Below are 25,454 nucleotides of genomic sequence, written 5' to 3' on the forward strand. Positions count from 1 at the left end.
CCTCCGGACAGCGTCAGGCCACAAGCGACAGGCCACTGGTCGCTTGTAGCTCGTCGCTTGCCGCTATCAGAAATGGATGACGGTACGGATGCTCTTGCCTTCGTGCATCAGCTCGAACGCCTCGTTGATCTCGTCCAGACCCATGTTGTGGGTGATGAAGGTGTCCAGCGGGATTTCACCCTTCTGCGACTTCTCCACATAGCCCGGCAGCTCACTGCGGCCCTTGACGCCACCGAAGGCGCTGCCGCGCCAGACACGCCCGGTGACCAGCTGGAACGGACGGGTGCTGATCTCGGCACCGGCCGGTGCCACGCCGATGATGGTCGACTCGCCCCAGCCCTTGTGGCAGCACTCCAGCGCGGCACGCATCAGCTGCACGTTGCCGATGCACTCGAAGCTGTAGTCGACGCCGCCGTCGGTCATTTCGACGATGACGTCCTGGATCGGCTTGCTGTGCTCCTTCGGGTTGACGAAGTCGGTCAGTCCCAGCTCGCGGGCGACCGCTTCCTTGGCCGGGTTGATGTCGATACCGATGATGCGCGAGGCCTTGGCCATCTTGGCGCCGATGATCGCCGCCAGGCCGATGCCGCCGAGACCGAAGATGGCCACGGTAGCGCCCTCTTCCACCTTGGCGGTGTTGAGTACGGCACCGATGCCGGTGGTCACGCCGCAACCGAGCAGGCAGACCTTGTCCAGCGGCGCTTCCTTGGGGATCACGGCAACCGAGACTTCCGGCAACACGGTGTACTCGGAGAAGGTCGAGCAGCCCATGTAGTGATAGATCGGCTCGCCGTTGTAGCTGAAGCGGGTGGTGCCGTCCGGCATCAGGCCCTTGCCCTGGGTGGCACGCACCGAGCTGCACAGGTTGGTCTTCTGCGATTTGCAGAATTTGCACTCGCCGCATTCGGCGGTGTACAGCGGGATCACATGGTCACCGACCTTGACCGAGGTCACGCCCTCGCCGACCGCCTCGACGATGCCGCCACCCTCGTGCCCCAGCACGCAGGGGAAGACGCCTTCGGAATCCTGGCCAGACAGGGTGTAGGCATCGGTGTGGCAGACGCCGGTGGCGACGATGCGCACCAGCACTTCACCGGCCTTCGGCGGCTCGACATCGATCTCGACGATCTTCAGCGGCTCGTTGGGGCCGAATGCGACGGCAGCGCGGGACTTGATCATGGAAGCTCTCCTGAGCGTGAGTGAACGTGGCGAGCAGTCTAGATCAAGCCAATAAAGAGATAATCAGAGAAATATCAAAACATTATTGCTACACAGGGATAATATGCCGCCTGCTGCTGACAGCTGCTCGCGGATCACCCGTCAGCCGGCACCCGCAGCCCGATGGAGAACACATGAATCGCTGGGAAGGACTCGACGAGTTCGTCGCCGTTGCCGAATGCGGCCAGTTCAGCGCCGCCGCCGAGCGCCTGGGCCTGTCCACCTCGCAGGTCAGTCGCCAGGTGGCGCGCCTGGAAGACCGCCTGCAAAGCCGCCTGTTCTACCGCAGCACCCGGCGCGTGGCGCTGACCGAGGCCGGCCAGCTGTTCCTGCAGCATTGCCAGCGCCTGCAGGATGCTCGCGAGGAGGCGCTGCGCGCGGTTGGCGACCTGGGGGCGGAACCCAAGGGCCTGCTGCGCCTGACCTGCGCCGTCGCCTATGGCGAGCGCTTCATCGTGCCACTGGTGAACGACTTCATGGCCCGCCACCCCCAGCTGCGCGTGGAAATCGAGCTGAGCAACCGCCAGCTCGACCTGCTTCACGAGGGCCTGGACCTGGCCATCCGCCTGGGACGGCTGCAGGACTCGCGCCTGATGGCCGCGCGCCTGGCTCCTCGCGAGATGTACCTGTGCGCGGCGCCGGAGTACCTGCAGCGCTACGGGCGCCCGCATTCGCTGTCGGAACTGGCGCGGCACAACTGCCTGATCGGCAGCAGCGACCACTGGGGCTTTGCGGAGAACGGCCGGGAAACCCAGGTTCGCGTGCAGGGCAACTGGCGCTGCAACAGCGGTCAGTCGGTACTCGACGCGGCGCTACGCGGTTTCGGCCTCTGCCAGCTGCCGGACTACTACGTGCTCGAGCACCTGCGCAGCGGGCGCCTGGTGTCGCTGCTGGAGCAGCACCGCCCGCCGAACACGGCGGTGTGGGCCCTCTATCCGCAGCAGCGCCACCTCTCCCCCAAGGTCCGCCAGCTGATCGATACCCTGCGCTCCGGCCTCAGCCAGCGCGCCGAATACCGTGTGCCGAGCTGACGCCACGCTGAACGGTCATGGAATGTCACAAGCCGGCGAGAAACTCGGACGCGGCAACAGCGTCGTAACCATGAGCCCCGCCGACGGGGCTTCGCCACTCATCAGCATGAGGACATGGTTATGCAGGTTCTGGTCAACAGCGGTAAGCACGTTGCCTCCTCGATGGCCCTGAAGGACGACATTCGCAGTCGCGTGCAAGCCAAGCTGCAACGCTACGAAGACCATCTCACCCGGATCGAACTCCACCTCTCCGACGAAAATGCGCTCAAGAACGGCCCACAGGACAAACGCTGCAAGGTGGAAGCGCGAATGAAGGGCCGTGACCCGCTGACGGTTTCCCACGATGCGGCCGAGTTGCAGCAGGCCATCGACGGTGCGGTGAACAAGCTGACCCATGCACTGGAACGCAACCTCGGCAAGGATGCCAAGCGCTGGGCTCACTGAGACTCAGCGCGGCTCCGACCACAGGACCTGCAGATACTGCAGGTCTTCCGGGCGGGTCACCTTGAGGTTGTCCGCCCGCCCCTCGACCAGACGCGGCGCCAGTCCGGCCCACTCCATGGCCGACGCCTCATCGGTGATCGCCACCTGCGCCCGCAAGGCCTGCGCCAGTGCCTGGCGCAAGGCGCCAAGGCGAAACATCTGTGGCGTATAGGCTTGCCAGATCACGCTGCGATCGACGGTTTCCTGCACCCGTCCGTCGGCGCCGGCACGCTTGAGGGTATCGCGGGCGGGCACCGCCAGCAGGCCACCGACCGGGTCGTCGGCCAGGCTGTCCAGCAGGCGTTGCAGGTCTTCCAGAGCCAGATTGGGGCGGGCAGCGTCATGCACCAGCACCCAGTCGTCGTCGGCTGCGCCTTCGCTCTTCAGGGTTTCGAGGCCGGCCAGCACCGAATCGGCGCGCTCCCGCCCACCGGCAGCCCGGCGGATGCGCGGATCGCTGGCGACGGCCAGCGCAGGCCAGTACGGATCGTCAGCCGTCAGGCTCACCACCACCCCACGCAGAGCGGGATGATCGAGAAAGCGCTGCAGCGTGTGCTCGAGAATGCTGCGACCGGCCACCTGCAGGTACTGCTTGGGACGATCGGCGGCCATGCGCGCGCCGATACCGGCGGCTGGAATCACCAGCCAGAATCTCGCGCTCATTCGGTCAGCAAGTAGAGGGTCTCGCCCTCTTTGAGCATGCCCAGCTCCTGGCGTGCACGCTCTTCGACGGTCTCCATGCCGCGCTTGAGCTCCATCACCTCGGCCTCGAGGATACGGTTGCGCTCCAGCAGGCGCTCGTTCTCGCCGCGCTGCTCGGCAATCTGCTGCTGCAGACGACTGACCTGGGCAAGACTGCCCTCGCCGACCCACAGGCGATACTGCAGACCGGCCAGCAACAGGATCAGCACGATGAACAGCCAGTACGGACTACGCATGGAGCGGCGGCTCGCGAAATGAGTCATCGGCATGGTAGGGGCTGCGTTCATGCTTGAAAAGAAGCGGACTGATGAGTGACATGGGTTTTAAGGTCCTGCATCCGTGCAATGGTTCCCTGATGGCGACGAGGCACCCACGAAAAAGGGCGACTTGCGTCGCCCTTTTCCAAAGCCAAACGATCTTGCGAGTCAGCGTCCTGCCAGGAAAAACAGGTGCGGAAGCGGAGTTTACTGAAGCCAATGAGCATGAGTCACTCCACTCCCCCTTCGAGCAGCGCTGAGGCGGCTTGCCGAACCTGTTCCTGACGCTGCAGGAGCGACGCGCAACAGGCCGTTGTCAGCCGCGGAACTCGGCGCGGCCGTTGTACGCGGCCTTGCCACCCAGCTGCTCTTCGATGCGCAGCAGCTGGTTGTACTTGGACACGCGATCGGAGCGGCACAGCGAACCGGTCTTGATCTGGCCTGCGGCAGTGCCCACGGCCAGGTCGGCGATGGTGCTGTCTTCGGTTTCGCCGCTGCGGTGCGAGATCACGGCGGTGAAGCCGGCGGCCTTGGCCATCTGGATGGCTTCCAGGGTCTCGGTCAGCGAGCCGATCTGGTTGAACTTGATCAGGATCGAGTTACCGATCTTCTCGTCGATACCACGCTTGAGAATCTTGGTATTGGTGACGAACAGGTCGTCACCGACCAGCTGCACCTTGGCGCCGATCTTGTCGGTCAGCACTTTCCAGCCGGCCCAGTCGGACTCGTCCATGCCGTCTTCGATGGAGATGATCGGGTAGCGCTGGGTCAGACCGGCCAGGTAGTCGGCGAAGCCTGCGGCGTCGAACACCTTGCCTTCGCCTTCCAGGTCGTACTTGCCGTCCTTGAAGAACTCGCTGGAGGCGCAGTCCAGGGCCAGGGTCACGTCGTCACCCAGCTTGTAGCCGGCGTTGGCCACGGCTTCGGCGATGGCGGCCAGCGCGTCTTCGTTGGACGCCAGGTTCGGCGCGAAGCCACCCTCGTCACCCACGGCGGTGTTCAGGCCACGGGCCTTGAGCACGGCCTTGAGGTGATGGAAGATCTCGGCGCCCATGCGCAGGGCATCGGCGAAGTTCTTGGCGCCGACCGGCTGGACCATGAACTCCTGAATGTCGACGTTGTTGTCGGCGTGCTCGCCGCCGTTGATGATGTTCATCATCGGCACCGGCATGGAGTAGACGCCCGGCGTACCGTTGAGGTCGGCGATGTGTGCGTACAGCGGCACGCCCTTGGCCTGCGCGGCGGCCTTGGCGGCAGCCAGGGACACGGCGAGGATGGCGTTGGCGCCCAGCGAAGCCTTGTTCTCGGTGCCGTCGAGTTCGATCATCGCACGGTCCAGCGCCTGCTGATCGGTCGCGTGCTTGCCCAGCAGCAGGTCGCGGATCGGGCCGTTGATGTTGGCCACGGCCTTCAGTACGCCCTTGCCCAGGTAGCGGCTCTTGTCACCGTCACGCAGCTCCAGCGCTTCGCGCGAGCCGGTGGAGGCGCCGGAGGGTGCGCAAGCGCTGCCGACGATGCCACCTTCGAGGATGACGTCGGCTTCCACGGTGGGATTGCCACGGGAGTCGAGAACCTCACGACCCTTGATGTCGACGATCTTTGCCATTCTTGTTAACACTCCAATAGTTGACGGTAAGACGGCAGCAGCGGGCTGCGCGAGACCGCCGCTGCCCACGGGCAGGTCGGCGGCACACTCTGACTCACGGGTCAGGGGGATTTTCTGGGGCGGCACTTTACCGGATTGCGACCGGTTCAGGCAGTCTCGATCGGCGGAAAACTCTTCACCAGGTCATCCAGCTGCTTGAGCTGAGCGAGGAAGGGCTCCAGCTTGTTCAGGCGCAGCGCACAGGGACCGTCGCACTTGGCGTTTTCCGGCTCCGGATGCGCCTCGAGGAACAGACCGGCAAGGCCCTGGCTGATACCGGCCTTGGCCAGGTCGGTGACCTGGGCACGGCGGCCGCCGGCGGAATCGGCACGACCGCCCGGCATCTGCAGGGCATGGGTCACGTCGAAGAACACCGGGTACTCGAACTGCTTCATGATGCCGAAGCCGAGCATGTCCACCACCAGGTTGTTGTAGCCGAAGCTCGAACCACGCTCGCAGAGGATCAGCTGATCGTTACCGGCTTCCTCGCACTTGTGCAGGATGTGCTTCATCTCCTGCGGCGCGAGGAACTGCGCCTTCTTGATATTGATCACCGCGCCGGTCTTGGCCATGGCCACCACCAGGTCGGTCTGCCGGGAGAGGAAGGCCGGCAGCTGGATGATGTCGCACACCTCGGCCACGGCAGCCGCCTGATGCGGCTCGTGAACGTCGGTGATCACCGGCACGCCGAAGGTCTTCTTCACTTCCTCGAAGATCTTCATGCCCTCTTCCAGGCCGGGGCCACGGAAGGAGGTGACGGAGGAGCGGTTGGCCTTGTCGAAGCTGGCCTTGAACACGTAGGGGATACCGAGCTTCTCGGTGACCCGCACATACTCCTCGCACGCCTGCATGGCCAGGTCGCGCGATTCGAGTACGTTGATACCCCCGAACAGCACGAACGGCTTGTCGTTGGCGATCTCGATATCGCGGACCTTGATGATCTTCTGAGCCATGCCTTAGACCTTCTTCCCTTTCTGCGCCAGCGCGGCGTTGACGAACCCGCTGAACAGCGGGTGGCCGTCACGCGGCGTGGAGGTGAATTCCGGGTGGAACTGGCACGCGACGAACCACGGGTGATCCGGCGCCTCGACCACCTCGACCAGCGCGCCGTCACCGGAACGGCCAGTGACCTTCAGGCCGGCGTCGGTCAGTTGCGGCAGCAGGTTGTTGTTCACCTCGTAGCGGTGACGATGACGCTCGACGATCACGTCCTTGCCATAGCAGTCATGCACCAGCGAACCGGCCTGCAGCTGGCAGTCCTGCGCGCCGAGGCGCATGGTGCCGCCCAGGTCGGAGCTTTCGCTGCGCTGCTCGACGCTGCCTGCGGCGTCCTGCCATTCGGTGATCAGACCCACCACCGGATGCTGGCTGGCCATGTCGAACTCGGTGGAGTTGGCGTCGCTCCAGCCCACCACGTTACGGGCGTACTCGATGACCGCCACCTGCATGCCGAGGCAGATACCCAGGTAAGGGATCTTGTTCTCGCGGGCGTACTGCACGGTCTTGATCTTGCCTTCCACGCCACGCAGACCGAAGCCGCCGGGCACCAGGATGGCGTCCACGCCTTCGAGCAGCGCGGTGCCCTGGTTCTCGATGTCTTCGGAATCGATGTAGCGCAGGTTGACCTTGGTCCGGTTCTGGATGCCGGCGTGGCTCATCGCTTCGATCAGCGATTTGTACGCGTCCAGCAGCTCCATGTACTTGCCGACCATGGCGATGGTGACTTCTTTTTCCGGGTTGAGCTTGGCATCGACCACGCGGTCCCACTCGGAGAGGTCGGCACTGCCGCACTCCAGACCGAAACGCTCGACGACGAAGTCATCCAGGCCCTGTGCATGCAGCACGCCCGGGATCTTGTAGATGGTGTCGACGTCTTCCAGGCTGATCACCGCACGCTCTTCGACGTTGGTGAACAGGGCGATCTTGCGCCGCGAGGACACATCGATCGGGTGATCGGAGCGGCACACCAGCACGTCCGGCTGCAGGCCGATGGAACGCAGTTCCTTGACCGAATGCTGGGTCGGCTTGGTCTTGGTCTCGCCGGCGGTGGCGATATACGGCACCAGGGTCAGGTGCATGAGCATCGCGCGCTTGGCGCCGACTTCGACGCGCAGCTGACGGATCGCCTCGAGGAATGGCTGCGACTCGATGTCACCCACGGTGCCACCGATCTCCACCAGGGCCACGTCGGCATCGCCGGCGCCCTTGATGATGCGACGCTTGATCTCGTCGGTGATGTGCGGGATGACCTGGATGGTCGCACCCAGGTAGTCACCACGGCGCTCCTTGCGCAGTACGTCTTCGTACACGCGGCCGGTGGTGAAGTTGTTGTTCTGGGTCATGGTGGTGCGGATGAACCGCTCGTAGTGGCCCAGGTCGAGGTCGGTCTCGGCGCCGTCCTGCGTGACGAACACCTCACCGTGCTGGAACGGGCTCATGGTGCCCGGATCGACGTTGATGTAGGGGTCCAGCTTGAGCATGGTGACCTTCAGGCCCCGCGCCTCCAGGATGGCCGCCAGTGAAGCCGAGGCAATGCCTTTCCCCAATGAAGAAACAACACCACCCGTGACGAAGATGTAGCGCGTCATGAAAAACCCTAGAAGTCTGCGTTTAAGCGGTCAGTGCCGCCGGGGAAAGCGAAGGAGCGCCATTACTCGCAACAAACAATGGCAAGCCCGCCAAGCTCCCTGGGGGAGTCGGCAAAAGCTGTATTAAGACGGGAGCGTAGTCTACCCGAAACGCCTTACCAGCTCAAACCTTGCGCGCCGATCGGCGGCGACCAGTGAAGACGCACGCCGCACGCCTGTAACGACGCTGATTGCGCCAGATTTGCCACGGCCATCAACTCGTCGCCATCGAACAACAATGGCAGTCGCGGACGCACGAACGCCGGCACTCGCCACTCGTTGAGCAGGCGCTTGAGGTCGCGCCTGCCACGCTCCGGCAGGTGCAGCGATTCGCCACCCAGGCGGTAGCGCAGGTGCCAGCGCCCCGCAGGCAACTCACCCCGTATCTGCACCTGGCCGTTGCCAGGCAGTTCGGATGCGCCCTGCACGCGCACAATGGCAGGATCGGGCAGCACGGGCGGCGCCAGCCAGTCAGCGCTGAGCCAGTACAGACGGCCATCGGCGCGGTGCAGCTCGCCATCCGCCAGCTTCCAGACGGGCGACGCATCCCCGGCTGCGTCGCGCAGGTCCTGCCAACCGGCCCAGTGATCGCTGTCGGGCATGCGACTCAACGGCGCCAGCCAATGACGCAGCAGATTGCGCTGCCGCACATCGCTCAGCTGCGTTACCAGCGACAGCTCCAGCGACGGCAGCGCCAGCCAGGAAAACGGCGGTTCGCCGTGCGCAGCCTGCAGATCCATGCGGGCCAGCTCGCCCAACAGTTGCTCGGCCTCGCTCAGGTGCGCCGCGCTGCGCGCGAGAGCGACGCTAGTCTGGGGCCAGCGCTCGGCCAGCAACGGCATCACCCGCTGGCGCAGGAAGTTGCGGCTGAAGCGTGTGTCGGCGTTGCTCGGGTCTTCGATCCAGCTCAGCCCATGCGCCTCGGCGTAGCCCTGCAGTTCGGCCCGCGAGCAATCCAGCAGCGGCCGCAGCAGCGTCCCCCGCCCCAGCGGGCGCTGCCCTGGCATGGCCGCCAGGCCACGCACACCGGCGCCGCGCAGCAGGCGAAACAGCAGCGTCTCCGCCTGGTCATCACGATGCTGGGCACTGAACAGCACCGCATCCGGCTGCAGATGCTCGGCAAAGGCCGCGTAGCGCGCCTGCCGCGCCGCCTGCTCGACGCTGGCCTGCGCCGCCACCTGCACCGCAACCACCTGCAAAGGGATACCCAGCGCTGCGCAGAACTGCCGGCAATGCTCAGGCCAGGCCGCAGCGACCGGTTGCAGGCCGTGCTGCACATGAATGGCCGAGAGCGCTGGCACGGCCTCGCGCCGAGCCAGCTCGGCGAGCAGATGCAGCAGCACGCTGGAATCCAGGCCGCCAGAGAAGGCAACGCACCAGGCCGAGGCGGTGCGCCAGGGCGCCAGGGCCTGGCGCAGGCGATTATCGAGAGCAGTCATCGGCGCAGCTTAAAACAACAACGGGCCCGAAGGCCCGTTGTGATTTGCACAGGATGGATCAGGCGATGCCGTAGCTCATCAGGCGGTCATAACGACGCTTGAGCAGCGCATCGGTGTCGTGCTCCTGCAGGCTGGCCAGTTGCTTGGTCAGTTCCTGGCGGATCGACTCGGACGCGGCGGCAGGATCGCGGTGCGCGCCACCCAGCGGCTCGGCGATGACCTGGTCGACGATGCCCAGGTCCTTCAGGCGCTCGGCGGTGATGCCCATGGCTTCGGCAGCGTCCGGCGCCTTCTCGGCCGTGCGCCAGAGAATGGAGGCGCAACCTTCCGGCGAGATCACCGAGTAGGTGGAGTACTGCAGCATGTTCAGCTGATCGCAGACGCCGATGGCCAGTGCGCCGCCGGAGCCACCCTCACCGATCACGGTGGCGATGATCGGTGTCTTCAGGCGCGCCATGACGCGCAGGTTCCAGGCGATCGCCTCGCTCTGCCCGCGCTCCTCGGCGTCGATGCCCGGGTAGGCACCGGGGGTGTCGATGAAGGTCAGGATCGGCATCTTGAAGCGCTCGGCCATTTCCATCAGGCGGCAGGCCTTGCGGTAGCCTTCCGGGCGCGGCATGCCGAAGTTGCGGCGCACCTTCTCGCGCACTTCACGGCCTTTCTGGTGGCCGATGATCATCACCGGCTGATCACCCAGACGCGCCACACCACCGACGATGGCGGCGTCGTCGGAGAAGTGACGATCACCGTGCAGCTCGTCGAACTCGGTGAAGATGTGCTGGATGTAGTCCAGGGTGTAAGGGCGGCGCGGATGACGGGCGAGCTGGGCAATCTGCCAGCTGCTCAGGTTGCCGAAGATGCTTTCGGTCAGGGCGCTGCTCTTGTCCTGCAGGCGGGCAATCTCGTCGCCGATGTTCAACGAGTTGTCATTACCGACCAGGCGGAGCTCTTCGATCTTGGCTTGCAGGTCGGCGATCGGCTGTTCGAAGTCGAGGAAATTCGGGTTCATAGTCATCCGTCTTGCGTCGACGGCCAAGTGGCCGGGGAGCTGTATCCATTAGGCGCCCTACCTTAAGGGATAGGACGCAGCGGGTCGACACCCGCAGGTGCCTTTGCCGATGCTAGGGGGAATTTCCCCTCTCGCAATTCAGCGGTAGTGCAAAAAGACGTTGTCGCGCCCGAACTGGTCACGCAATGCCTGAATCAAAGTGTCAGCCGGGTCGATTCGCCAGGCGTCGCCGAACTGAAGCAAGGCGCGTGCCTCTTCACCACTGTAGTCCAGCGTGACCGGGCAGGCGCCCCTGTGCTTGCTGCACAGTTCCGCCAGCCAGCGCAGACGATCGCCCTTCAACGCGGCACTGGCGACCTTCAGGCGCAGGCTGTCGGCCAGGCCGGTGCGCGCCTCCTCCAGGCTCATCACGCGCTTGGCGCGCAGGCGCAGGCCACCGGAGAAATCGTCGTTGCTGACCTCCCCCTCGACCACCACCAGCGCATCGTTCTGCAGCAGCGCCTGGTTGCTGGCGAAGGCATCGGCGAACAGCGAGGCCTCGATGCGCCCGGAGCGGTCGTCGAGGGTGATGAAGCCCATCTTGTCGCCCTTCTTGTTCTTCATCACCCGCAGGTTGACGATCATCCCGGCGATGGTCTGGGTATCACGGGCCGGCTTCAGCTCGACGATGCGCTGGCGGGCGAAGCGACGAATCTCGCCTTCGTACTCATCGATGGGGTGACCGGACAGGTAGATGCCCAGGGTGTCCTTCTCGCCCTTGAGGCGTTCCTTGATCGGCAGCTCGCGCGCCTTGCGGTGGTTGGCGTACATGTCCGCCTCGGGCTCGCCGAACAGGCCGCCGAACAGGTCCATGTGACCACTCTCGGCGCTGCGTGCGGTCTGCTCGGCCGACTGCACCGCCTCCTCCATGGAGGCCAGCAGCACGGCGCGGTTCTTGTCGACGCTGGCCTGGTAGGCCTTGAGCTCGTCCTGGTAGTAGGGGCCGAGACGATCCAGGGCGCCACTGCGGATCAGCGCTTCCAGGGTGCGCTTGTTGATGCGTTTGAGGTCGACGCGATTGCAGAAGTCGAACAGGTCCTTGAACGGCCCGCCTTCGCTGCGGCATTCGACGATGGCCTCCACCGGCCCCTCGCCGACGCCCTTGACCGCGCCCAGGCCATAGACGATGCGACCGTCGTCGTTGACGGTGAACTTGAACTCGGAGACGTTCACATCCGGCGGATCGATGCGCAACTTCATGTTGCGGCACTCTTCCACCAGGATCACCACCTTGTCGGTGTTGTGCATATCCGCCGAGAGCACCGCCGCCATGAACGGCGCCGGGTAGTGCGCCTTGAGCCAGGCGGTCTGGTAGGAGACCAGGCCATAGGCTGCGGAGTGCGACTTGTTGAAGCCGTAGCCGGCGAATTTTTCCACCAGGTCGAAGATGTTACCGGCCAGTTCCGCGTCGATGTTGTTGTTGGCACAACCTTCGATGAAGCCGCCGCGCTGCTTGGCCATCTCCTCGGGCTTCTTCTTGCCCATGGCGCGGCGCAGCATGTCCGCCTGACCCAGGGTATAGCCACCCATGACCTGGGCGATCTGCATCACCTGTTCCTGGTACAGGATGATGCCGTAGGTCGGCTTGAGCACCGGCTCCAGGCCTGCATACTGGTAGTCGGGGTGCGGATAGGACAGCTCGGCACGACCGTGCTTGCGGTTGATGAAGTCGTCCACCATGCCGGACTGCAGCGGCCCTGGGCGGAACAGCGCCACCAGTGCGATCATGTCTTCCAGGCAGTCGGGCTTGAGCTTCTTGATCAGCTCCTTCATGCCGCGCGATTCGAGCTGGAAGACCGCGGTGGTCTCCGCCTTCTGCAGCATGTCGTAGGTTTTCTTGTCGTCCAGCGGGATGAAGTCGATGTTGACCAGTTCCTCGTCGGAGGCACCGTCGCGCTTCTGCACGCGATGGATGGTTTCCATCGCCCACTTGATGATGGTCAGGGTACGCAGGCCGAGGAAGTCGAACTTGACCAGGCCGGCCTGCTCGACGTCGTCCTTGTCGAACTGGGTCACCAGGCCGCCGCCCTCCTCGTCACAGGCGATCGGCGAGAAGTCGGTGAGCTTGGTCGGCGCGATGACCACACCCCCGGCGTGCTTGCCGGTACCACGCACCACACCCTCGAGCTTGAGCGACATGTCCCAGATTTCCTGGGCTTCCTCGTCGTTCTTGAGGAAGTCGCGCAGCGGCTCCTCCATCTCGTAGGCCTTCTCCAGGGTCATGCCCACTTCGAAGGGGATCATCTTCGACAGACGATCGGCCAGGCCGTAGGACTTGCCCTGAGCGCGCGCGACGTCGCGCACCACCGCCTTGGCCGCCATGGAACCGAAGGTGATGATCTGGCTCACCGCGTTGCGCCCGTACTTCTCGGCCACGTAGTCGATCACCCGGTCACGGCCATCCATGCAGAAGTCGACGTCGAAGTCGGGCATGGAGATCCGCTCGGGGTTGAGGAAACGTTCGAACAGCAGGTCATAGGCCAGCGGGTCGAGGTCGGTGATCTTCAGCACGTATGCGACCAGGGAGCCCGCACCCGAACCACGGCCCGGACCGACCGGCACGCCGTTGTTCTTCGCCCACTGGATGAAGTCCATCACGATGAGGAAGTAACCGGGGAAACCCATCTGGATGATGATATCGAGCTCGAAGTTGAGGCGGTCGATGTAGACCTGCTTCTTCGCCTCGTAGTCCGGCGTGTCCTTGGGCAGCAGCACCTCGAGGCGCTCTTCCAGGCCCTCGAAGGACGCATGCCGCAGGTAGTCGTCGATGCCCATGCCGCCCGGCGTGGGGAAGTCCGGCAGAAAGTACTTGCCGAGCTGCACCTCGATGTTGCAGCGCTTGGCGATCTCGACGGTGTTTTCCAGCGCCTCGGGCAAGTCGGAGAACAGTTCCCACATTTCAGCGGGACTCTTCAGGTACTGCTGGTCGGAGTAGTGCCGTGGCCGGCGCGGATCGTCCAGGGTGCGGCCTTCGCCGATGCAGACGCGGGTTTCGTGGGCCTCGAAGTCGTCCTGCTTGATGAAACGCACGTCGTTGGTGGCCACCAGCGGCGCCTCGACGCGATCGGCCAGCGCCACCGCCGCGTGCAGGTACTCTTCGTCACCGACACGGCTGGTGCGCTGCACTTCCAGGTAGAAACGCTCCGGGAACACCTGCATCCACTCGCGCAGGCGCGCCTCGGCCTGGGCCTCGTCACCAGCCAGCAAGGCCATGCCAACCTCGCCCTCGCGCGCGCCGGACAGGGCGATGAGCCCATCGGCAGAGGCCTTGACCCAGTCGCGCTGGATGATCACCAGGTCGTTGCTCTGCCCTTCGGACCAGCCCCGCGAGATCAGCTCGGTTAGATTGCGATAGCCCTTGGCGTTCATCGCCAGCAGGGTAAGGCGGCTCAGCGGGCCATCTTCCTCGGCGCTGGCCATCCAGATGTCGGCGCCGCAGATCGGCTTGACCCCAGCCCCCATGGCGGTCTTGTAGAACTTCACCAGCGAGCACATGTTGCTCATGTCGGTGACTGCCACTGCCGGCATACCGCCCCCGGCAACGGCCTTGATCAGCGGTTTGACCCGCACCAGGCCATCGACCAGGGAATATTCGGTGTGCAGACGCAGATGGACGAAAGCTTGGGTCATGGGCGGCCTTGCAGGTGAAAACGACAAAGCGCGAATTGTAGCAGTAAGAGCGAGCGGCAAGCTGCAAGCCACAAGCTGCAAGTTCGTAGCCCGTGCCCCGGATTGCATCCGGGCTACGCTGCTTTTGCCTTTAACTTTAACTTGGAGCTTGGAGCTTGAGGCTTGAAGCTGCTTCTCTCACCGGCGCGAAGGAGCGCCGATGAATCGGCGTCGGCCCCAGGCGCTTGAGCGCCTCGAGATGCACCGGCGTGGGATAGCCCTTGTGCCCGGCGATGCCATAGCCGGGGTAGAGACGGTCCATCTCGAGCATCTCGCGATCACGGCTGACCTTGGCCAGGATCGAGGCAGCGGCGATCGCCGGCACCCGACTGTCCCCCTTGACCACCGGGGCGCTGGGCACGGCCAGTTTCGGGCAGCGATTGCCATCGATCAGCGCCAGCTTCGGCGTCACCGCCAAGCCTTCCACGGCACGCTGCATGGCCAGCATGGTGGCATGCAGGATATTCAGGCGGTCGATCTCTTCCACCTCGGCACGGGCGATGCACCAGGCCAGGGCCTTCTCGCGGATCTCGTCGAACAGCGCCTCGCGGCGGGCCTCGGTGAGCTTCTTCGAATCGTTCAGGCCCAGGATCGGACGAGCCGGATCGAGAATCACCGCCGCCGTCACCACAGCGCCGCAGAGCGGGCCACGGCCGACCTCATCGACGCCGGCGACCAGATCCTCGACCAGGGTAAAGTCCAGGCCCAGCTGCATCAGCCACGCCCTGCCAGCTTGAGCACGGCATCGGCTGCCGACACCGAAGCATCGCGCCGCAGTGCACGGTGGATCACGTCGAACCCCTCGGTCTGCACCTGACCGCCATCGATCAATGGCGCCACGGTCTGCGCCAACGCCTCGGCGGTCGCCGCATCCTGGATCAGCTCGGGCACCAGCAGACGCTCGGCCAGCAGGTTGGGCAGCGAGATATAGGGGCTTTTCACCAGGCGCTTGAGAATGCGATAGGTCATCGGCGCCACACGATAGGCCACCACCATCGGCCGCTTGTACAGCAGGGCCTCCAGGGTCGCCGTGCCGGAAGCGATCAGCACCGCGTCGCAGGCGGCCAGCACCTCGTGCGAGCGACCATCGAGCAGGGTCAGCGGCAGGTCGCGCCCGGCCAGCATCTGCTCGAGCTGCTCACGGCGCTCCGGGGTGGCGCATGGCAGCAGAAAACGGATGCCCGGGCGCAGCGCGCGCAGACGAATCGCCGCATCGAGAAAGAGTTCGCCAAGACGCGCCACTTCGCCGCCCCGACTGCCTGGCATCAGGGCGACGACGGCCTCGTCATGCGGCAGATCCAGCGCGTCGCGTGCCGCCGCGCGGTCGGCGTGCTGCGGTATGGCATCGGCCAGGGGGTGACCGACGAAGCGCACCGGCACCTGATGCGCATCGTAGAACTGCGCCTCGAACGGAAACAGGGTCAGCATCAGATCGCAGGCTTCACGGATCTTCAACACCCGCTTCTGCCGCCAGGCCCACACCGACGGGCTGACGTAGTGCACGGTCCTGATCCCGGCGCGGCGCAGCTTGAGTTCCAGGCCCAGGTTGAAATCCGGTGCATCGATGCCAATGAACACATCGGGCTGCGCCGCGATGAGGTCGCGTGCCAGCTGGCGTCGACGCCCCAGCAGCTCGAACAGGCGACCGAGCACCTCGACCAGCCCCATCACGGCCAGGCGTTCCATCGGGAAATAGGATGTAAGGCCCTCGGCTTCCATGCGTGCACCGCCCACGCCGATGAACTCGACGTCCGGATGGCGCAACTTGATGGCCTGCATCAGGCCCGCTCCGAGAATATCGCCGGACGCCTCACCGGCGACCAGTGCGACGCGAAGAGGTCTAGTCATGGGATTCAGCGAATGATGCCGCGTGTGGACGCCTGAATGGAGTCGCGGAATATCGCGACCTCCGGGAACTGGGCCGCGGACTCGGCCAACTCGGCGAGCGCCTGCTCGACGGTCAGGCCCTGGCGGTAGACCAGCTTGTAACCCTTGCGCAGCGCAGAGATGGCTTCGGCGGAGAAGCCACGACGGCGCATGCCTTCGAAATTCATGCTGCGCGCTTCGGCCGGGTTGCCGAATACGGTGACGAACGCCGGCACGTCCTTGCCGATGGCGGTACCCATGCCGGAAAAGCTGTGCGCGCCAATGCGGCAGAACTGATGCACCAGGGTGTAACCGGACAGAATCGCCCAGTCGTCGACCCATACATGCCCCGCCAGCGCGGTGTTGTTGACCAGGATGCAGTGATTGCCGATGACGCTGTCATGACCGATATGGGCATAGGCCATGATCAGGTTATGGTCACCGATGGTGGTTTCGCTGCGGTCCTGCACGGTGCCACGGTGAATGGTGACGCCTTCGCGAATCACGTTGTGATCACCGATCACCAGGCGCGTGGGCTCGCCCTTGTACTTCAGATCGGGGGTATCTTCGCCAACCGAGGAAAACTGGTAGATGCGGTTGTGCTTGCCAATCACGGTCGGTCCCTTGAGCACCACGTGCGGACCGATCACGCTACCCTCGCCGATTTCCACATCGGGCCCGACAATGCTCCAGGGGCCGACGACGACGTCGTCGGCCAACCTGGCACTGGGGTCGATGATCGCGCGAGGGTCAATCGAACTCATAGCTTGCGTTCCGCACAGATGATTTCAGCGGAGCAGACTTCCTTGCCATCGACAGTGGCGCGGCACTCGAATTTCCAGATGCTGCGACGGTCGCTCAGGTACTTGGCTTCCAGTACCAGCTGATCGCCCGGCGTGACGGGAGAGCGGAAACGCAGCTTGTCGGAACCGACGAAGTAGTACAGGGTGCCATCGGCCGGTTTCACGCCCATCATCTTGAAGCCGAGAATCCCGGCAGCCTGGGCCATGGCCTCGATGATCAGCACGCCCGGCATGATCGGATGCTCGGGGAAGTGACCATTGAAGAACGGCTCATTGATGCTGACATTCTTGTAGGCGCGAACAGTCTTGCCTTCGACGTCCAGGTCCACCACACGATCCACCAGCAGGAAAGGATAGCGGTGCGGCAAATATTCACGAATTTCGTTGATGTCCATCATGTCCGGTTAAGCCTGTAAGAAAAGAAAAGAGCACGGCAGCACGCCATGCTCAGGCATCAGATGAGACATTCGCCGTCTGGGTCACGGCGGCCAGCTGCTTTTCCAGCTCTCGCAGACGCTTGGCCATCTCGTCCAACTGACGAATGCGTGCCGCACTCTTCTTCCACTCGCCTGCCGGTTGCATGGCGGTTCCGGAAGAATAGGCGCCCGCTTCGGTGATCGAACGCGTCACCATGGTCATGCCGGTGACGAACACGTTGTCGCACACCTCGATATGCCCCACCATGCCGACGCCACCTGCGATCATGCAGTTGCGGCCGATCTTGGTGCTGCCGGAAATCCCGCAACAGCCCGCCATCGCGGTGTTGTCGCCGATCTGCACGTTGTGCGCGATCATGATCTGGTTATCCAGCTTCACGCCGTTGCCGATCAGGGTGTCGGACAGCGCACCACGGTCCACGGTGGTATTGGCGCCGATCTCGACGTCATCGCCGATGGTCACCCCACCGATCTGCGCGATCTTCTGCCACACGCCCTTCTCGTTGGCGAAACCGAAGCCTTCGCCACCGATCACCGCCCCGGACTGAATCACCACGCGCTTGCCGATCCGCACGTCGTGGTACAACGTCACGCGCGGTGCCAGCCAGCCACCGTCAGCGATCACGCTGCGCGCACCGACCACGCAATGCGCGCCGATGCTGACATCCGCGCCGATACGCGCGCCACTTTCGATCACGGCAAAGGCACCGATACTGGCACTCGGATCGACCTGCGCATCCGCTGCGACCTGGGCAGTGGCATGCACGCCGGCCGCTGCCACGGGCTTGCGATCGAACAGATGGGACAGCTGGGCGTAGGCGAGATAGGGGTTGGCGACGATCAGCGCGTCACCCGCGTAGCCTTCCGCATCGGCAGCTGTCAGCAGCACCGCGCCGGCCTGGCTCTCGGCCAGGAACTTGCGGTACTGGGCGTTGGCCAGGAAGCTCAACTGTTCGGGCCCGGCCTCCTGCAAGGTGGCCAGGCCCGAGATGACCTTGCCTTCGGCGCCACGCAGGGTGGCGCCCAGGCGCTCGGCCAGCTGGCCGAGGGTAACTGTGACGGCCATGCTCAACGCATCTGATTCATACGCTCGATGACCTGGCGAGTGATGTCGTACTGAGGTTTGACATCGATCACCGCACCGCGCTCGAGAACCAGGTCGAAATTGCCGTTCTTGATGACTTCTTCGACCGCCTTGTCCAGGTTCGGCTTGAGCTTGGCCAGCATCTCGCGATCAGCGATGGCCTTGGCTTCGTTCAGCTCCTTGGACTGGAACTGGAAATCACGGGCCTTCTGCTTGAACTCGAGCTCGAGACGCTCGCGCTCGGCCTGCTGCATCTTCTCGCCTTCCTTGACCATGCGGTCCTGGATGCGCTTGGCGTCGCTTTCCAGAGTCTTGAGCTTGTTCAACTGCGGGCCGAATTTCTTCTCGGCATCGACGGCGTAACGCTTGGCAGCATCCGACTCGAGCAGCGCCATCTGATAGTTCAGTACGGCCACCTTCATCTCGGCGAACGCCGGAGTGGCGATCAGGGCGGCGGTGAACAGAACCAGTTGAGTCAACTTACGCACAATGCACTCCTGCAACAAAACTGTTGGCTTTCGGTGAAACAGATTAGAAGGTTTGACCCAGGGAGAACTGGAACACCTGAGTATCGGCATCATCCGGCTTCTTGATCGGCATGGCCAGGCTGAAGCTCAGCGGACCGAGCGCGGTGATCCAGGTCACGCCGACACCCACGGAGCTGGCCAGGTTGCTGAAGTCGATATCGCAGCTGTCACTGTTCTTCTTCTGGCTCGACGAGCAATTGGTGTCGAACACGTTACCCACGTCCCAGAACAGCGAGGTACGCAGCGAACGCTGGTCCTTGACGAACGGCAGCGGGAACAGCATTTCCACGCCACCCTGCACCAGCACGTTACCACCGAACGGCAGCGGATCCTGGTCCGGATCGGCCAGCGTGCCGGGCTTGGTACCGGTACTCGGTGTGCTGCGTGGACCCAGGCTGCTGTCCTCGAAACCACGCACCGAGTTGAAACCACCGGCGTAGTAGTGCTCGTAGAACGGCAGTTCCGCCGTGCTGCCATAGCTGTCTCCGTAACCCAGCTGGGTATGGAAGCGCAGCGTGTAGTTGTCACTGAGCGGCGTGAACACCTGGCCGCGATAGTCGAGCTTGTAGAACGACAGGTCGCTGCCCGGCAGGGTGGTTTCCAGCACCAGGCTCTGCGAATGGCCACGGTTGGCCAGCACGCCACGGTTGAGGGTCGACTCGGACCAGCCGATGGAGCCCTTGAAATTCAGGTAGTTGTCGCCCTCGGCGTCGATGAAGTCGAAGATCTCGTCGACGGTGTAACGACCGGTGTCGATGCTGTCCTGCTGCAGGCTCAGGCCGTAGGTCAGGCGCGCGGTCTCGCTGATCGGGTAACCGATGTTGACGCCTGCCCCCATGCTGTCCACCGAGTAGCTGGATACGTCGACATCGAGCTCATCGTAGTCGGTGGTGCGATAGAAGGCGTTGTAACCCAGGCTGACGCCATCGGCAGTCCAGTAGGGATCGACGAAGCCGAAGCTGTAGCGGGTCTGGTATTCGCTGCGGGTCAGGCCGATGCTGACCTTGTTCCCGGTACCCAGGAAGTTGTTCTGGCTGATCGAGCCACCCAGGATCAGACCGGCGTTCTGGGCGAAACCGACACTGGCGGTGATCGAGCCGGAAGGCTGTTCCTCGACGCTGTAGTTGACGTCGATCTGGTCGTCGGTGCCCGGTACCTGCGGCGTTTCGACGTTGACTTCCTTGAAGAAGCCGAGGCGTTCCAGGCGCACCTTGGATTGATCGATCAGATAGGTCGAGGCCCAGCCACCTTCCATCTGGCGCATCTCGCGGCGCAGCACTTCGTCCTCGGACTTGGTGTTGCCACGGAAGTTGATACGGTTGACGTAGGCACGCTTGCCCGGATCGACGAAGAAGGTGATCGAAACGCTGTTGTCTTCGTCGTGCGCTTCCGGCACGCCGTTGACGTTGGCGAAGGTGTAGCCCTCGTTGCCCAGGCGGCGGGTGATCAGCTCGCTGGTGGTGGTCATGATCTTGCGCGAGAAGACCTGACCTTCCTTGACCAGCAGCAGCGCACGCACGTCTTCTTCCGGCACCTTGAGGTCGCCGGACAGCTTCACGTCGCGGACGCTGTACTTCTCGCCCTCTTCGACGTTGACGGTGATGTAGACGTGCTTCTTGTCCGGGGTGATGGATACCTGGGTGGAGCTGATATCCATGTTGATATAGCCGCGGTCCAGGTAGTACGAGCGCAGGCGCTCGAGGTCACCGGAGAGTTTCTCGCGGGCGTACTTGTCGTCGTTCTTGAAGAACGACAGCCAGTTGCTGGTCTTCAGCTCGAACAGGTCGGTCAGGTCTTCGTCGGAGAAGACGGTGTTGCCGACCACGTTGATGTGGGAGATCGCCGCAACGGTACCTTCGTTGATGGTGATCTTCAGCGCCACGCGGTTACGCGGCTGCGGGATCACTTCGGCCTCGATCTCGGCCGAGTAGCGGCCCTGGGCCACGTACTGGCGCTGCAGCTCGTTACGCACGCCTTCGAGGGTCGCGCGCTGGAAGATCTCGCCTTCCGCCAGACCGGACTGGTTCAGGCCCTTGAGCAGGTCATCGGTGGTGATGGCCTTGTTGCCCTCGATCTCGATGCCGGAGATGGAAGGACGCTCGACCACGGTGACGACCAGCACATCGCCATCGCGGCCGAGCTGGATGTCCTGGAAGAAGCCGGTACGGAACAGGGAACGGGTGGCGTCGACCAACTGGCGGTCGTCGACCTGCTCGCCCACGTTCAACGGCAGCGCGCCGAACACGCTGCCGGCGGAGACCCGCTGCAGACCGTTGACGCGTATATCGGAGATGGTGAAGGACTCGGCGTGAACTTCGGCGATCATCAATGCGGACAGTACCGCAGGTAGCAGCAGACGTTTCATGAAGTCCTTTCTTATTCCAACTGACGATAAAAGCTGCCGCTCGAGGCGACACTTCTTGTAAATCTCAAGAACGCAATCCAGCAATGCTTACAGACGGCTGAGATCGTTGACCAACGCCAACAACATGACCCCGATGACCAGACTGATGCCGATCTGCATCCCCCAACCCTGAACCCGCTCGGACAAGGGGCGACCACGCACCCACTCGACCAGATAGAACAGCAGATGCCCACCATCCAGTACGGGAATGGGCAAAAGATTGAGAACCCCCAGGCTAATACTCAGATATGCAAGGAATTTCAGGAAATCCCCCAGCCCTGACTCAGCCGAAGCGCCCGCCACTTTAGCAATGGTTATCGGCCCGCTCAAGTTTTTTACCGAGAGCTCTCCGAAGAGCATTTTCTTCAGCGAATCAAGGGTCAGCAGGCTCATCGCCCAGGTCTGGCGGACACCTTCGGCAACGCCGTCGAGCGGCCCGTAGCGCACCTCGCGCAGCATTTCCGGCGGCCATTCGACACCCTGCACGCCAGCCCCCAGGTAGCCGCTGCGCGCCTCACCCTCGCCCCGCGCCGCCAGGGTCAGGCGCACGTCCTGCGCCTGACCGGCGCGCTCGTAGCGCAGGGTCACATCGGCACCGGGAAGCTTGCGCACGCGATCGACCAGGTCCTGCCAGTCGGCCAGCGGCTCGCCGTCGAGCGCCAGCAGGCGGTCGCCCGGCTTCAGGCCGGCAGCATAGGCCGGCCCCTTGGAATCGACCTCGGCCAGAACCGGCTCGAGCACCGGGCGCCAGGGGCGAATGCCGAGCGAGCCGATCGGGTCCGGCTCATCGACACCGCGCAGCCAGTTGTCCAGCGGCACCTGCCTGGAGGTCTCCACCGTGGAACCGGGTTCGAGCACGCGCAGATTCAGGGTACCGCTCTCCCCCAGGCGCCGAACCAGCTGCAGGTTGACTGCCGCCCAGCCCGTGGTGGCCTCGCCATTGACCGCGACGATTTCCTGTCCGGCCTGCAGGCCGGCCGTTTCCGCCAGGCTGTCGGGCTGCACCGCGCCAATGACCGGGCGCACCTGCTGACTGCCGAGCATCGCGACGAACCAGAAGAACAGCAGTGCCAGCAGGAAGTTGGCCACCGGCCCGGCCGCCACGATGGCGATGCGCTGAGCCACGCTCTTGCGATTGAATGCCTGATCGAGCTGCTCGTCCGGCACGCTGCCCTCGCGCTCGTCGAGCATCTTCACGTAGCCGCCCAGGGGAATGGCGGCCACCACGAATTCGGTGCCCTGACGGTCATGCCAGCGCAGCAGCGGCGTGCCGAAGCCGACGGAGAAACGCAGCACCTTGACCCCACAGCGACGGGCCACCCAGAAATGCCCGAACTCATGGAAGGTCACCAGCACACCCAGCGCGATCAGGGTGCCAACCAGCATGTACAGCCCACTCATTTCACTTCTCCAGCCCTACACGCCGCTCATGGCCTGGCGCACGTCGGGTCAACACAGGCTCGCTCAATGACCGGCAAGCCATTCTCCGGCCAGCGCGCGCGCTTGCGCATCGGCCTCGAATACCGCGTCGAGCGCTTCGACAGCCTGCACCGGTTGCGCGTTCAACACGGACTCAATCATACGCGCGATATCGATGAAACGTATGCGCCCCTGCAGGAAGGCCTCGACGGCCACCTCATTGGCGGCATTGAGCATCGCCGGCGCACTGCCGCCGGCCTGCACGGCCTCGCGGGCAAGGCGCAGGCAAGGGAAACGCTGTTCGTCGGGGCGCTCGAAATCGAGGCGACCGACCGTGAACAGGTCCAGCGGCGACACGCCCGAGTCGATGCGCTCCGGCCAGGCCAGCGCATGCGCGATCGGCGTGCGCATGTCCGGGTTGCCCAGCTGGGCCAGCACCGAGCCATCGACGTAATCGACCAGCGAATGAATCACGCTCTGCCGATGGATCACTACCTCGATCTGCTCGGGGCGCGCATCGAACAGCCAGCACGCCTCGATCAGCTCCAGGCCCTTGTTCATCATGCTCGCCGAATCGACAGAGATCTTGCGCCCCATGGACCAGTTCGGGTGAGCACAGGCCTGCTCGGGGGTCACGTGTTCCAGCGCCGCCAGCGGCGTTTCACGGAACGGCCCGCCAGATGCGGTCAGCAGGACGCGGCGAACCCCAACCTGCTGCAGGCCCCGGGCATAGTCACCGGGCAGGCACTGGAAAATCGCATTGTGTTCGCTGTCGATCGGCAGCAGCACCGCACCGCTGCTCCTGACCGCCTGCATGAACAGGGCGCCAGACATCACCAGCGCCTCCTTGTTGGCCAGCAACACCTTCTTGCCGGCCTGCACAGCCGCCAGCGTCGGACGCAGGCCCGCCGCCCCGACGATCGCCGCCATCACGCAGTCGACCTCGGCATCCGCGGCGACTGCGCACAGCCCCTCCTCGCCGCACAGCACCTGGGTATCCAGCCCGTCGGCCTGCAGGCTGCCCTGCAGGGTACGCGCAGCCTGGGCATCGGGCACCACGGCGTAGCGCGGACGGTGCTTGAGGCACAGCACCCGCAACTCCGCCAGACGCGAGAAGCCGCTGAGGGCGAAGACCCTGTAGCGCTCGGGGTGACGCGCGATCACGTCCAGCGTGCTCAGCCCGATCGACCCGGTGGCGCCGAGCACCGTGATGCGCTGCACAGCACTCACAGCGCGCCCCACCCTGCCAGCCAGAGCAATGCGGCGAACAATGGGATGGCCGCCGTGAGGCTGTCGATGCGATCGAGCACGCCACCATGCCCAGGCAGCAGGTTACTGCTGTCCTTGATCCCGGACTGGCGCTTGAACATGCTTTCGGTCAGGTCGCCGATCACCGAGATGAACACCACCAGAGCGGCGCCGACCAGGGCCAGCACCAGCCCCTTGAATGACCAGCCCTGCTGCAGCCCGACCAGCAGGGTGATCAGCAGGCTGGCGGCCAGACCGCCATACACCCCTTCCCAACTCTTGCCCGGGCTGACCTTGGGCGCCAGCTTGCGCTTGCCGAAGGCCTTGCCGGAGAAATAGGCACCGATATCCGCACCCCACACCAGCACCATCACCGCAATGATCAGGCCGTTGGCCTGCGGCCACTGCTTGAGCAGCACCAACCCCTGCCAGGCCGGCAACAGGATCAGCAGGCCGATCAGCAGGCGCCGGGGAACACTGCCCCAGAAACGGCTGCTGTAGGGGTACGTCAGCACCAGGAAGGTCGCGGCCAGCCACCAGAGCACGGCCACCACCAGCAGCCAGGGGGCCACGACCGGCGTCAGGTACAACACGCCAAGCAACGCCGCGACCACGGCGGCATAGCCCACCCGCTGCGCCTGCGCCTCGAGACCAGCCAGACGCGCCCACTCCCAGGCGCCCAGGGAGACAACCAGGCCGATGAACGACGCGAAGGCAGCGCCATCGAGCAGGAAGAATCCGCCCAGGGCAATGGGCAACAGCACCAGCGCGGTGATGATTCGTTGTCTGAGCATCAGGAACGCGCCTCAGCCTCTACCTGCTCGCTGGTCTTGCCGAAGCGACGCTGGCGGTTGGCGAAATCGGCCAATGCCTTGCGCATGGCCTCGTGCTTGAAATCCGGCCAGTACAGGTCGGAGAAGTACAGCTCGCTATAGGCCAGCTGCCAGAGGAGGAAATTGCTGATGCGGTGCTCGCCACCGGTGCGGATGCACAGATCGGGCAATGGCAGATCGCCCGTGGCCAGACAGCCCTGCAACAGCTCGGGGGTGATGTCCTCGGGCCGCAGATGGCCGGCCTGCACCTCTCGCGCCAGACGCTGAGCAGCCTGGGCGATGTCCCACTGACCACCGTAGTTGGCAGCTACCTGCAGGATGAAACGACGACCACCCGCCGTCTGCAGTTCCGCCTCGCGCATCGCCGCCTGCAATTCGGGATGAAAGCGCGAGCGATCCCCGATGATGCGCAGGCTGATGTCATTGTCCTGCAGGCGCCTGGCCTCACGACGCAGCGCACTGAGGAACAGCTCCATCAGCGCGCCGACCTCTTCGGCCGGGCGCTGCCAGTTCTCACTGGAGAAGGCGAACAGGGTGAGCACCTCGACACCCGACTCGGCACAGACCTCGATCACCGCGCGAACCGCATCGACCCCGGCCTTGTGCCCTGCCACTCCCGGCAACAGGCGTTTCTTCGCCCAGCGATTGTTGCCGTCCATGATGATGGCGACGTGCCGCGGCACCGCCTGCTTGTTCTTGTCCATGTCTGGGCAC

General features: G+C 64.2%; 23 protein-coding genes. 2 read left to right on the forward strand and 21 right to left on the reverse strand.

Annotated features, from left to right (window positions below; translation table 11 throughout):
• Positions 1 to 66 precede the first annotated feature (66 nt).
• Positions 67 to 1,179, reverse strand: coding sequence for an S-(hydroxymethyl)glutathione dehydrogenase/class III alcohol dehydrogenase (locus tag JLK41_RS17180; protein WP_037053808.1), 1,113 nt, complete (start codon positions 1,177 to 1,179; stop codon positions 67 to 69).
• Between the two features lie 173 nt (positions 1,180 to 1,352).
• On the opposite strand from JLK41_RS17180, the gene JLK41_RS17185 reads away from it, so the two are divergent.
• Together JLK41_RS17185 and JLK41_RS17190 are read left to right on the forward strand one after the other, a co-directional pair.
• Entirely contained in the window at positions 1,353 to 2,249 is an 897-nt protein-coding gene (locus tag JLK41_RS17185; protein ID WP_037053805.1) for a LysR family transcriptional regulator, read from the forward strand.
• A 120-nt stretch (positions 2,250 to 2,369) separates the two neighbouring features.
• On the forward strand, positions 2,370 to 2,693 hold the full coding sequence (locus JLK41_RS17190) for an HPF/RaiA family ribosome-associated protein (RefSeq protein WP_037053803.1): 324 nt from the start codon (positions 2,370 to 2,372) through the stop codon (positions 2,691 to 2,693).
• A 3-nt stretch (positions 2,694 to 2,696) separates the two neighbouring features.
• On the opposite strand, the gene ispD is transcribed toward JLK41_RS17190, so the two are convergent.
• From ispD to uppS, 20 genes are all read right to left on the reverse strand, one after another.
• A complete protein-coding gene (ispD, locus tag JLK41_RS17195; RefSeq protein ID WP_210389436.1) occupies positions 2,697 to 3,395 on the reverse strand; it encodes a 2-C-methyl-D-erythritol 4-phosphate cytidylyltransferase in 699 nt (232 codons plus the stop codon).
• Entirely contained in the window at positions 3,392 to 3,670 is a 279-nt protein-coding gene (locus JLK41_RS17200; protein WP_037053844.1) for a septum formation initiator family protein, read from the reverse strand. The genes ispD and JLK41_RS17200 overlap by 4 nt, the downstream gene beginning before the upstream one ends.
• Positions 3,671 to 3,717: 47 nt before the next feature.
• A complete protein-coding gene (locus tag JLK41_RS17205; protein ID WP_210389437.1) occupies positions 3,718 to 3,918 on the reverse strand; it encodes a hypothetical protein in 201 nt (66 codons plus the stop codon).
• Positions 3,919 to 4,007: 89 nt separating this feature from the next.
• Positions 4,008 to 5,297 (reverse strand): phosphopyruvate hydratase, encoded by a 1,290-nt coding sequence (gene eno / locus JLK41_RS17210; protein WP_037053798.1) that lies wholly within the window; start codon positions 5,295 to 5,297, stop codon positions 4,008 to 4,010.
• A gap of 146 nt (positions 5,298 to 5,443) precedes the next feature.
• Positions 5,444 to 6,289, reverse strand: coding sequence for a 3-deoxy-8-phosphooctulonate synthase (gene kdsA, locus JLK41_RS17215; protein WP_037053795.1), 846 nt, complete (start codon positions 6,287 to 6,289; stop codon positions 5,444 to 5,446).
• 3 nt (positions 6,290 to 6,292) lie between these two features.
• Positions 6,293 to 7,924 carry a CTP synthase gene (locus JLK41_RS17220; RefSeq protein WP_037053793.1) on the reverse strand — a complete coding sequence of 544 codons (1,632 nt, stop codon included), beginning with the start codon at positions 7,922 to 7,924 and terminating at the stop codon, positions 6,293 to 6,295.
• Between the two features lie 155 nt (positions 7,925 to 8,079).
• Positions 8,080 to 9,402, reverse strand: a complete 1,323-nt coding sequence (gene tilS, locus JLK41_RS17225) for a tRNA lysidine(34) synthetase TilS (RefSeq protein WP_150605822.1) — start codon at positions 9,400 to 9,402, stop codon at positions 8,080 to 8,082.
• A gap of 58 nt (positions 9,403 to 9,460) precedes the next feature.
• Entirely contained in the window at positions 9,461 to 10,411 is a 951-nt protein-coding gene (locus tag JLK41_RS17230; protein WP_210389438.1) for an acetyl-CoA carboxylase carboxyltransferase subunit alpha, read from the reverse strand.
• 138 nt (positions 10,412 to 10,549) lie between these two features.
• Entirely contained in the window at positions 10,550 to 14,080 is a 3,531-nt protein-coding gene (gene dnaE / locus JLK41_RS17235; RefSeq protein ID WP_210389439.1) for a DNA polymerase III subunit alpha, read from the reverse strand.
• A gap of 136 nt (positions 14,081 to 14,216) precedes the next feature.
• The gene (gene rnhB / locus JLK41_RS17240) at positions 14,217 to 14,834 is read right to left on the reverse strand and encodes a ribonuclease HII (protein ID WP_210389440.1); all 618 of its coding nucleotides are present in this window, start codon (positions 14,832 to 14,834) and stop codon (positions 14,217 to 14,219) included.
• Complete coding sequence (gene lpxB, locus JLK41_RS17245; protein WP_037053782.1) at positions 14,834 to 15,967, reverse strand: lipid-A-disaccharide synthase; 1,134 nt, start codon at positions 15,965 to 15,967, stop codon at positions 14,834 to 14,836. Before lpxB ends, rnhB begins: the two co-directional genes overlap by 1 nt.
• Positions 15,968 to 15,972: 5 nt before the next feature.
• Positions 15,973 to 16,749, reverse strand: coding sequence for an acyl-ACP--UDP-N-acetylglucosamine O-acyltransferase (gene lpxA, locus JLK41_RS17250; protein ID WP_210389441.1), 777 nt, complete (start codon positions 16,747 to 16,749; stop codon positions 15,973 to 15,975).
• Complete coding sequence (fabZ, locus tag JLK41_RS17255; RefSeq protein ID WP_017363778.1) at positions 16,746 to 17,186, reverse strand: 3-hydroxyacyl-ACP dehydratase FabZ; 441 nt, start codon at positions 17,184 to 17,186, stop codon at positions 16,746 to 16,748. The genes lpxA and fabZ overlap by 4 nt, the downstream gene beginning before the upstream one ends.
• Positions 17,187 to 17,235: 49 nt before the next feature.
• Complete coding sequence (lpxD, locus tag JLK41_RS17260) at positions 17,236 to 18,297, reverse strand: UDP-3-O-(3-hydroxymyristoyl)glucosamine N-acyltransferase (protein ID WP_155294609.1); 1,062 nt, start codon at positions 18,295 to 18,297, stop codon at positions 17,236 to 17,238.
• Entirely contained in the window at positions 18,294 to 18,797 is a 504-nt protein-coding gene (locus JLK41_RS17265) for an OmpH/Skp family outer membrane protein (protein WP_047589055.1), read from the reverse strand. Before JLK41_RS17265 ends, lpxD begins: the two co-directional genes overlap by 4 nt.
• Before the next feature lie 43 nt (positions 18,798 to 18,840).
• Positions 18,841 to 21,201 (reverse strand): outer membrane protein assembly factor BamA, encoded by a 2,361-nt coding sequence (gene bamA, locus JLK41_RS17270; protein WP_047589056.1) that lies wholly within the window; start codon positions 21,199 to 21,201, stop codon positions 18,841 to 18,843.
• 87 nt (positions 21,202 to 21,288) lie between these two features.
• Positions 21,289 to 22,641 (reverse strand): sigma E protease regulator RseP, encoded by a 1,353-nt coding sequence (gene rseP / locus JLK41_RS17275; protein ID WP_210389442.1) that lies wholly within the window; start codon positions 22,639 to 22,641, stop codon positions 21,289 to 21,291.
• Positions 22,642 to 22,704: 63 nt separating this feature from the next.
• Entirely contained in the window at positions 22,705 to 23,889 is a 1,185-nt protein-coding gene (gene ispC / locus JLK41_RS17280; RefSeq protein ID WP_037053762.1) for a 1-deoxy-D-xylulose-5-phosphate reductoisomerase, read from the reverse strand.
• Entirely contained in the window at positions 23,886 to 24,701 is an 816-nt protein-coding gene (locus JLK41_RS17285) for a phosphatidate cytidylyltransferase (RefSeq protein ID WP_047591992.1), read from the reverse strand. The genes ispC and JLK41_RS17285 overlap by 4 nt, the downstream gene beginning before the upstream one ends.
• Complete coding sequence (gene uppS / locus JLK41_RS17290) at positions 24,701 to 25,444, reverse strand: polyprenyl diphosphate synthase (RefSeq protein ID WP_047591990.1); 744 nt, start codon at positions 25,442 to 25,444, stop codon at positions 24,701 to 24,703. The genes JLK41_RS17285 and uppS overlap by 1 nt, the downstream gene beginning before the upstream one ends.
• Positions 25,445 to 25,454 lie beyond the last annotated feature (10 nt).

The organism is Ectopseudomonas khazarica (assembly GCF_017915135.1).
Taxonomy (GTDB): domain Bacteria; phylum Pseudomonadota; class Gammaproteobacteria; order Pseudomonadales; family Pseudomonadaceae; genus Aquipseudomonas; species Aquipseudomonas khazarica.

What these genes read in the sequence shown, in the direction of transcription:
- JLK41_RS17185 (WP_037053805.1), top strand. Translation starts at nt 1,353, where the DNA reads ATGAATCGCTGGGAAGGACTCGACGAGTTCGTCGCCGTTGCCGAATGC.
- JLK41_RS17205 (WP_210389437.1), bottom strand. Translation starts at nt 3,918, where the DNA reads ATGCTCATTGGCTTCAGTAAACTCCGCTTCCGCACCTGTTTTTCCTGG.
- lpxA (WP_210389441.1), bottom strand. Translation starts at nt 16,749, where the DNA reads ATGAGTTCGATTGACCCTCGCGCGATCATCGACCCCAGTGCCAGGTTG.
- JLK41_RS17200 (WP_037053844.1), bottom strand. Translation starts at nt 3,670, where the DNA reads ATGCGTAGTCCGTACTGGCTGTTCATCGTGCTGATCCTGTTGCTGGCC.
- lpxB (WP_037053782.1), bottom strand. Translation starts at nt 15,967, where the DNA reads ATGACTAGACCTCTTCGCGTCGCACTGGTCGCCGGTGAGGCGTCCGGC.
- bamA (WP_047589056.1), bottom strand. Translation starts at nt 21,201, where the DNA reads ATGAAACGTCTGCTGCTACCTGCGGTACTGTCCGCATTGATGATCGCC.
- eno (WP_037053798.1), bottom strand. Translation starts at nt 5,297, where the DNA reads ATGGCAAAGATCGTCGACATCAAGGGTCGTGAGGTTCTCGACTCCCGT.
- rseP (WP_210389442.1), bottom strand. Translation starts at nt 22,641, where the DNA reads ATGAGTGGGCTGTACATGCTGGTTGGCACCCTGATCGCGCTGGGTGTG.
- fabZ (WP_017363778.1), bottom strand. Translation starts at nt 17,186, where the DNA reads ATGATGGACATCAACGAAATTCGTGAATATTTGCCGCACCGCTATCCT.
- JLK41_RS17285 (WP_047591992.1), bottom strand. Translation starts at nt 24,701, where the DNA reads ATGCTCAGACAACGAATCATCACCGCGCTGGTGCTGTTGCCCATTGCC.
- kdsA (WP_037053795.1), bottom strand. Translation starts at nt 6,289, where the DNA reads ATGGCTCAGAAGATCATCAAGGTCCGCGATATCGAGATCGCCAACGAC.
- tilS (WP_150605822.1), bottom strand. Translation starts at nt 9,402, where the DNA reads ATGACTGCTCTCGATAATCGCCTGCGCCAGGCCCTGGCGCCCTGGCGC.
- JLK41_RS17180 (WP_037053808.1), bottom strand. Translation starts at nt 1,179, where the DNA reads ATGATCAAGTCCCGCGCTGCCGTCGCATTCGGCCCCAACGAGCCGCTG.
- JLK41_RS17230 (WP_210389438.1), bottom strand. Translation starts at nt 10,411, where the DNA reads ATGAACCCGAATTTCCTCGACTTCGAACAGCCGATCGCCGACCTGCAA.
- dnaE (WP_210389439.1), bottom strand. Translation starts at nt 14,080, where the DNA reads ATGACCCAAGCTTTCGTCCATCTGCGTCTGCACACCGAATATTCCCTG.
- uppS (WP_047591990.1), bottom strand. Translation starts at nt 25,444, where the DNA reads ATGGACAAGAACAAGCAGGCGGTGCCGCGGCACGTCGCCATCATCATG.
- JLK41_RS17190 (WP_037053803.1), top strand. Translation starts at nt 2,370, where the DNA reads ATGCAGGTTCTGGTCAACAGCGGTAAGCACGTTGCCTCCTCGATGGCC.
- rnhB (WP_210389440.1), bottom strand. Translation starts at nt 14,834, where the DNA reads ATGCAGCTGGGCCTGGACTTTACCCTGGTCGAGGATCTGGTCGCCGGC.
- ispD (WP_210389436.1), bottom strand. Translation starts at nt 3,395, where the DNA reads ATGAGCGCGAGATTCTGGCTGGTGATTCCAGCCGCCGGTATCGGCGCG.
- JLK41_RS17220 (WP_037053793.1), bottom strand. Translation starts at nt 7,924, where the DNA reads ATGACGCGCTACATCTTCGTCACGGGTGGTGTTGTTTCTTCATTGGGG.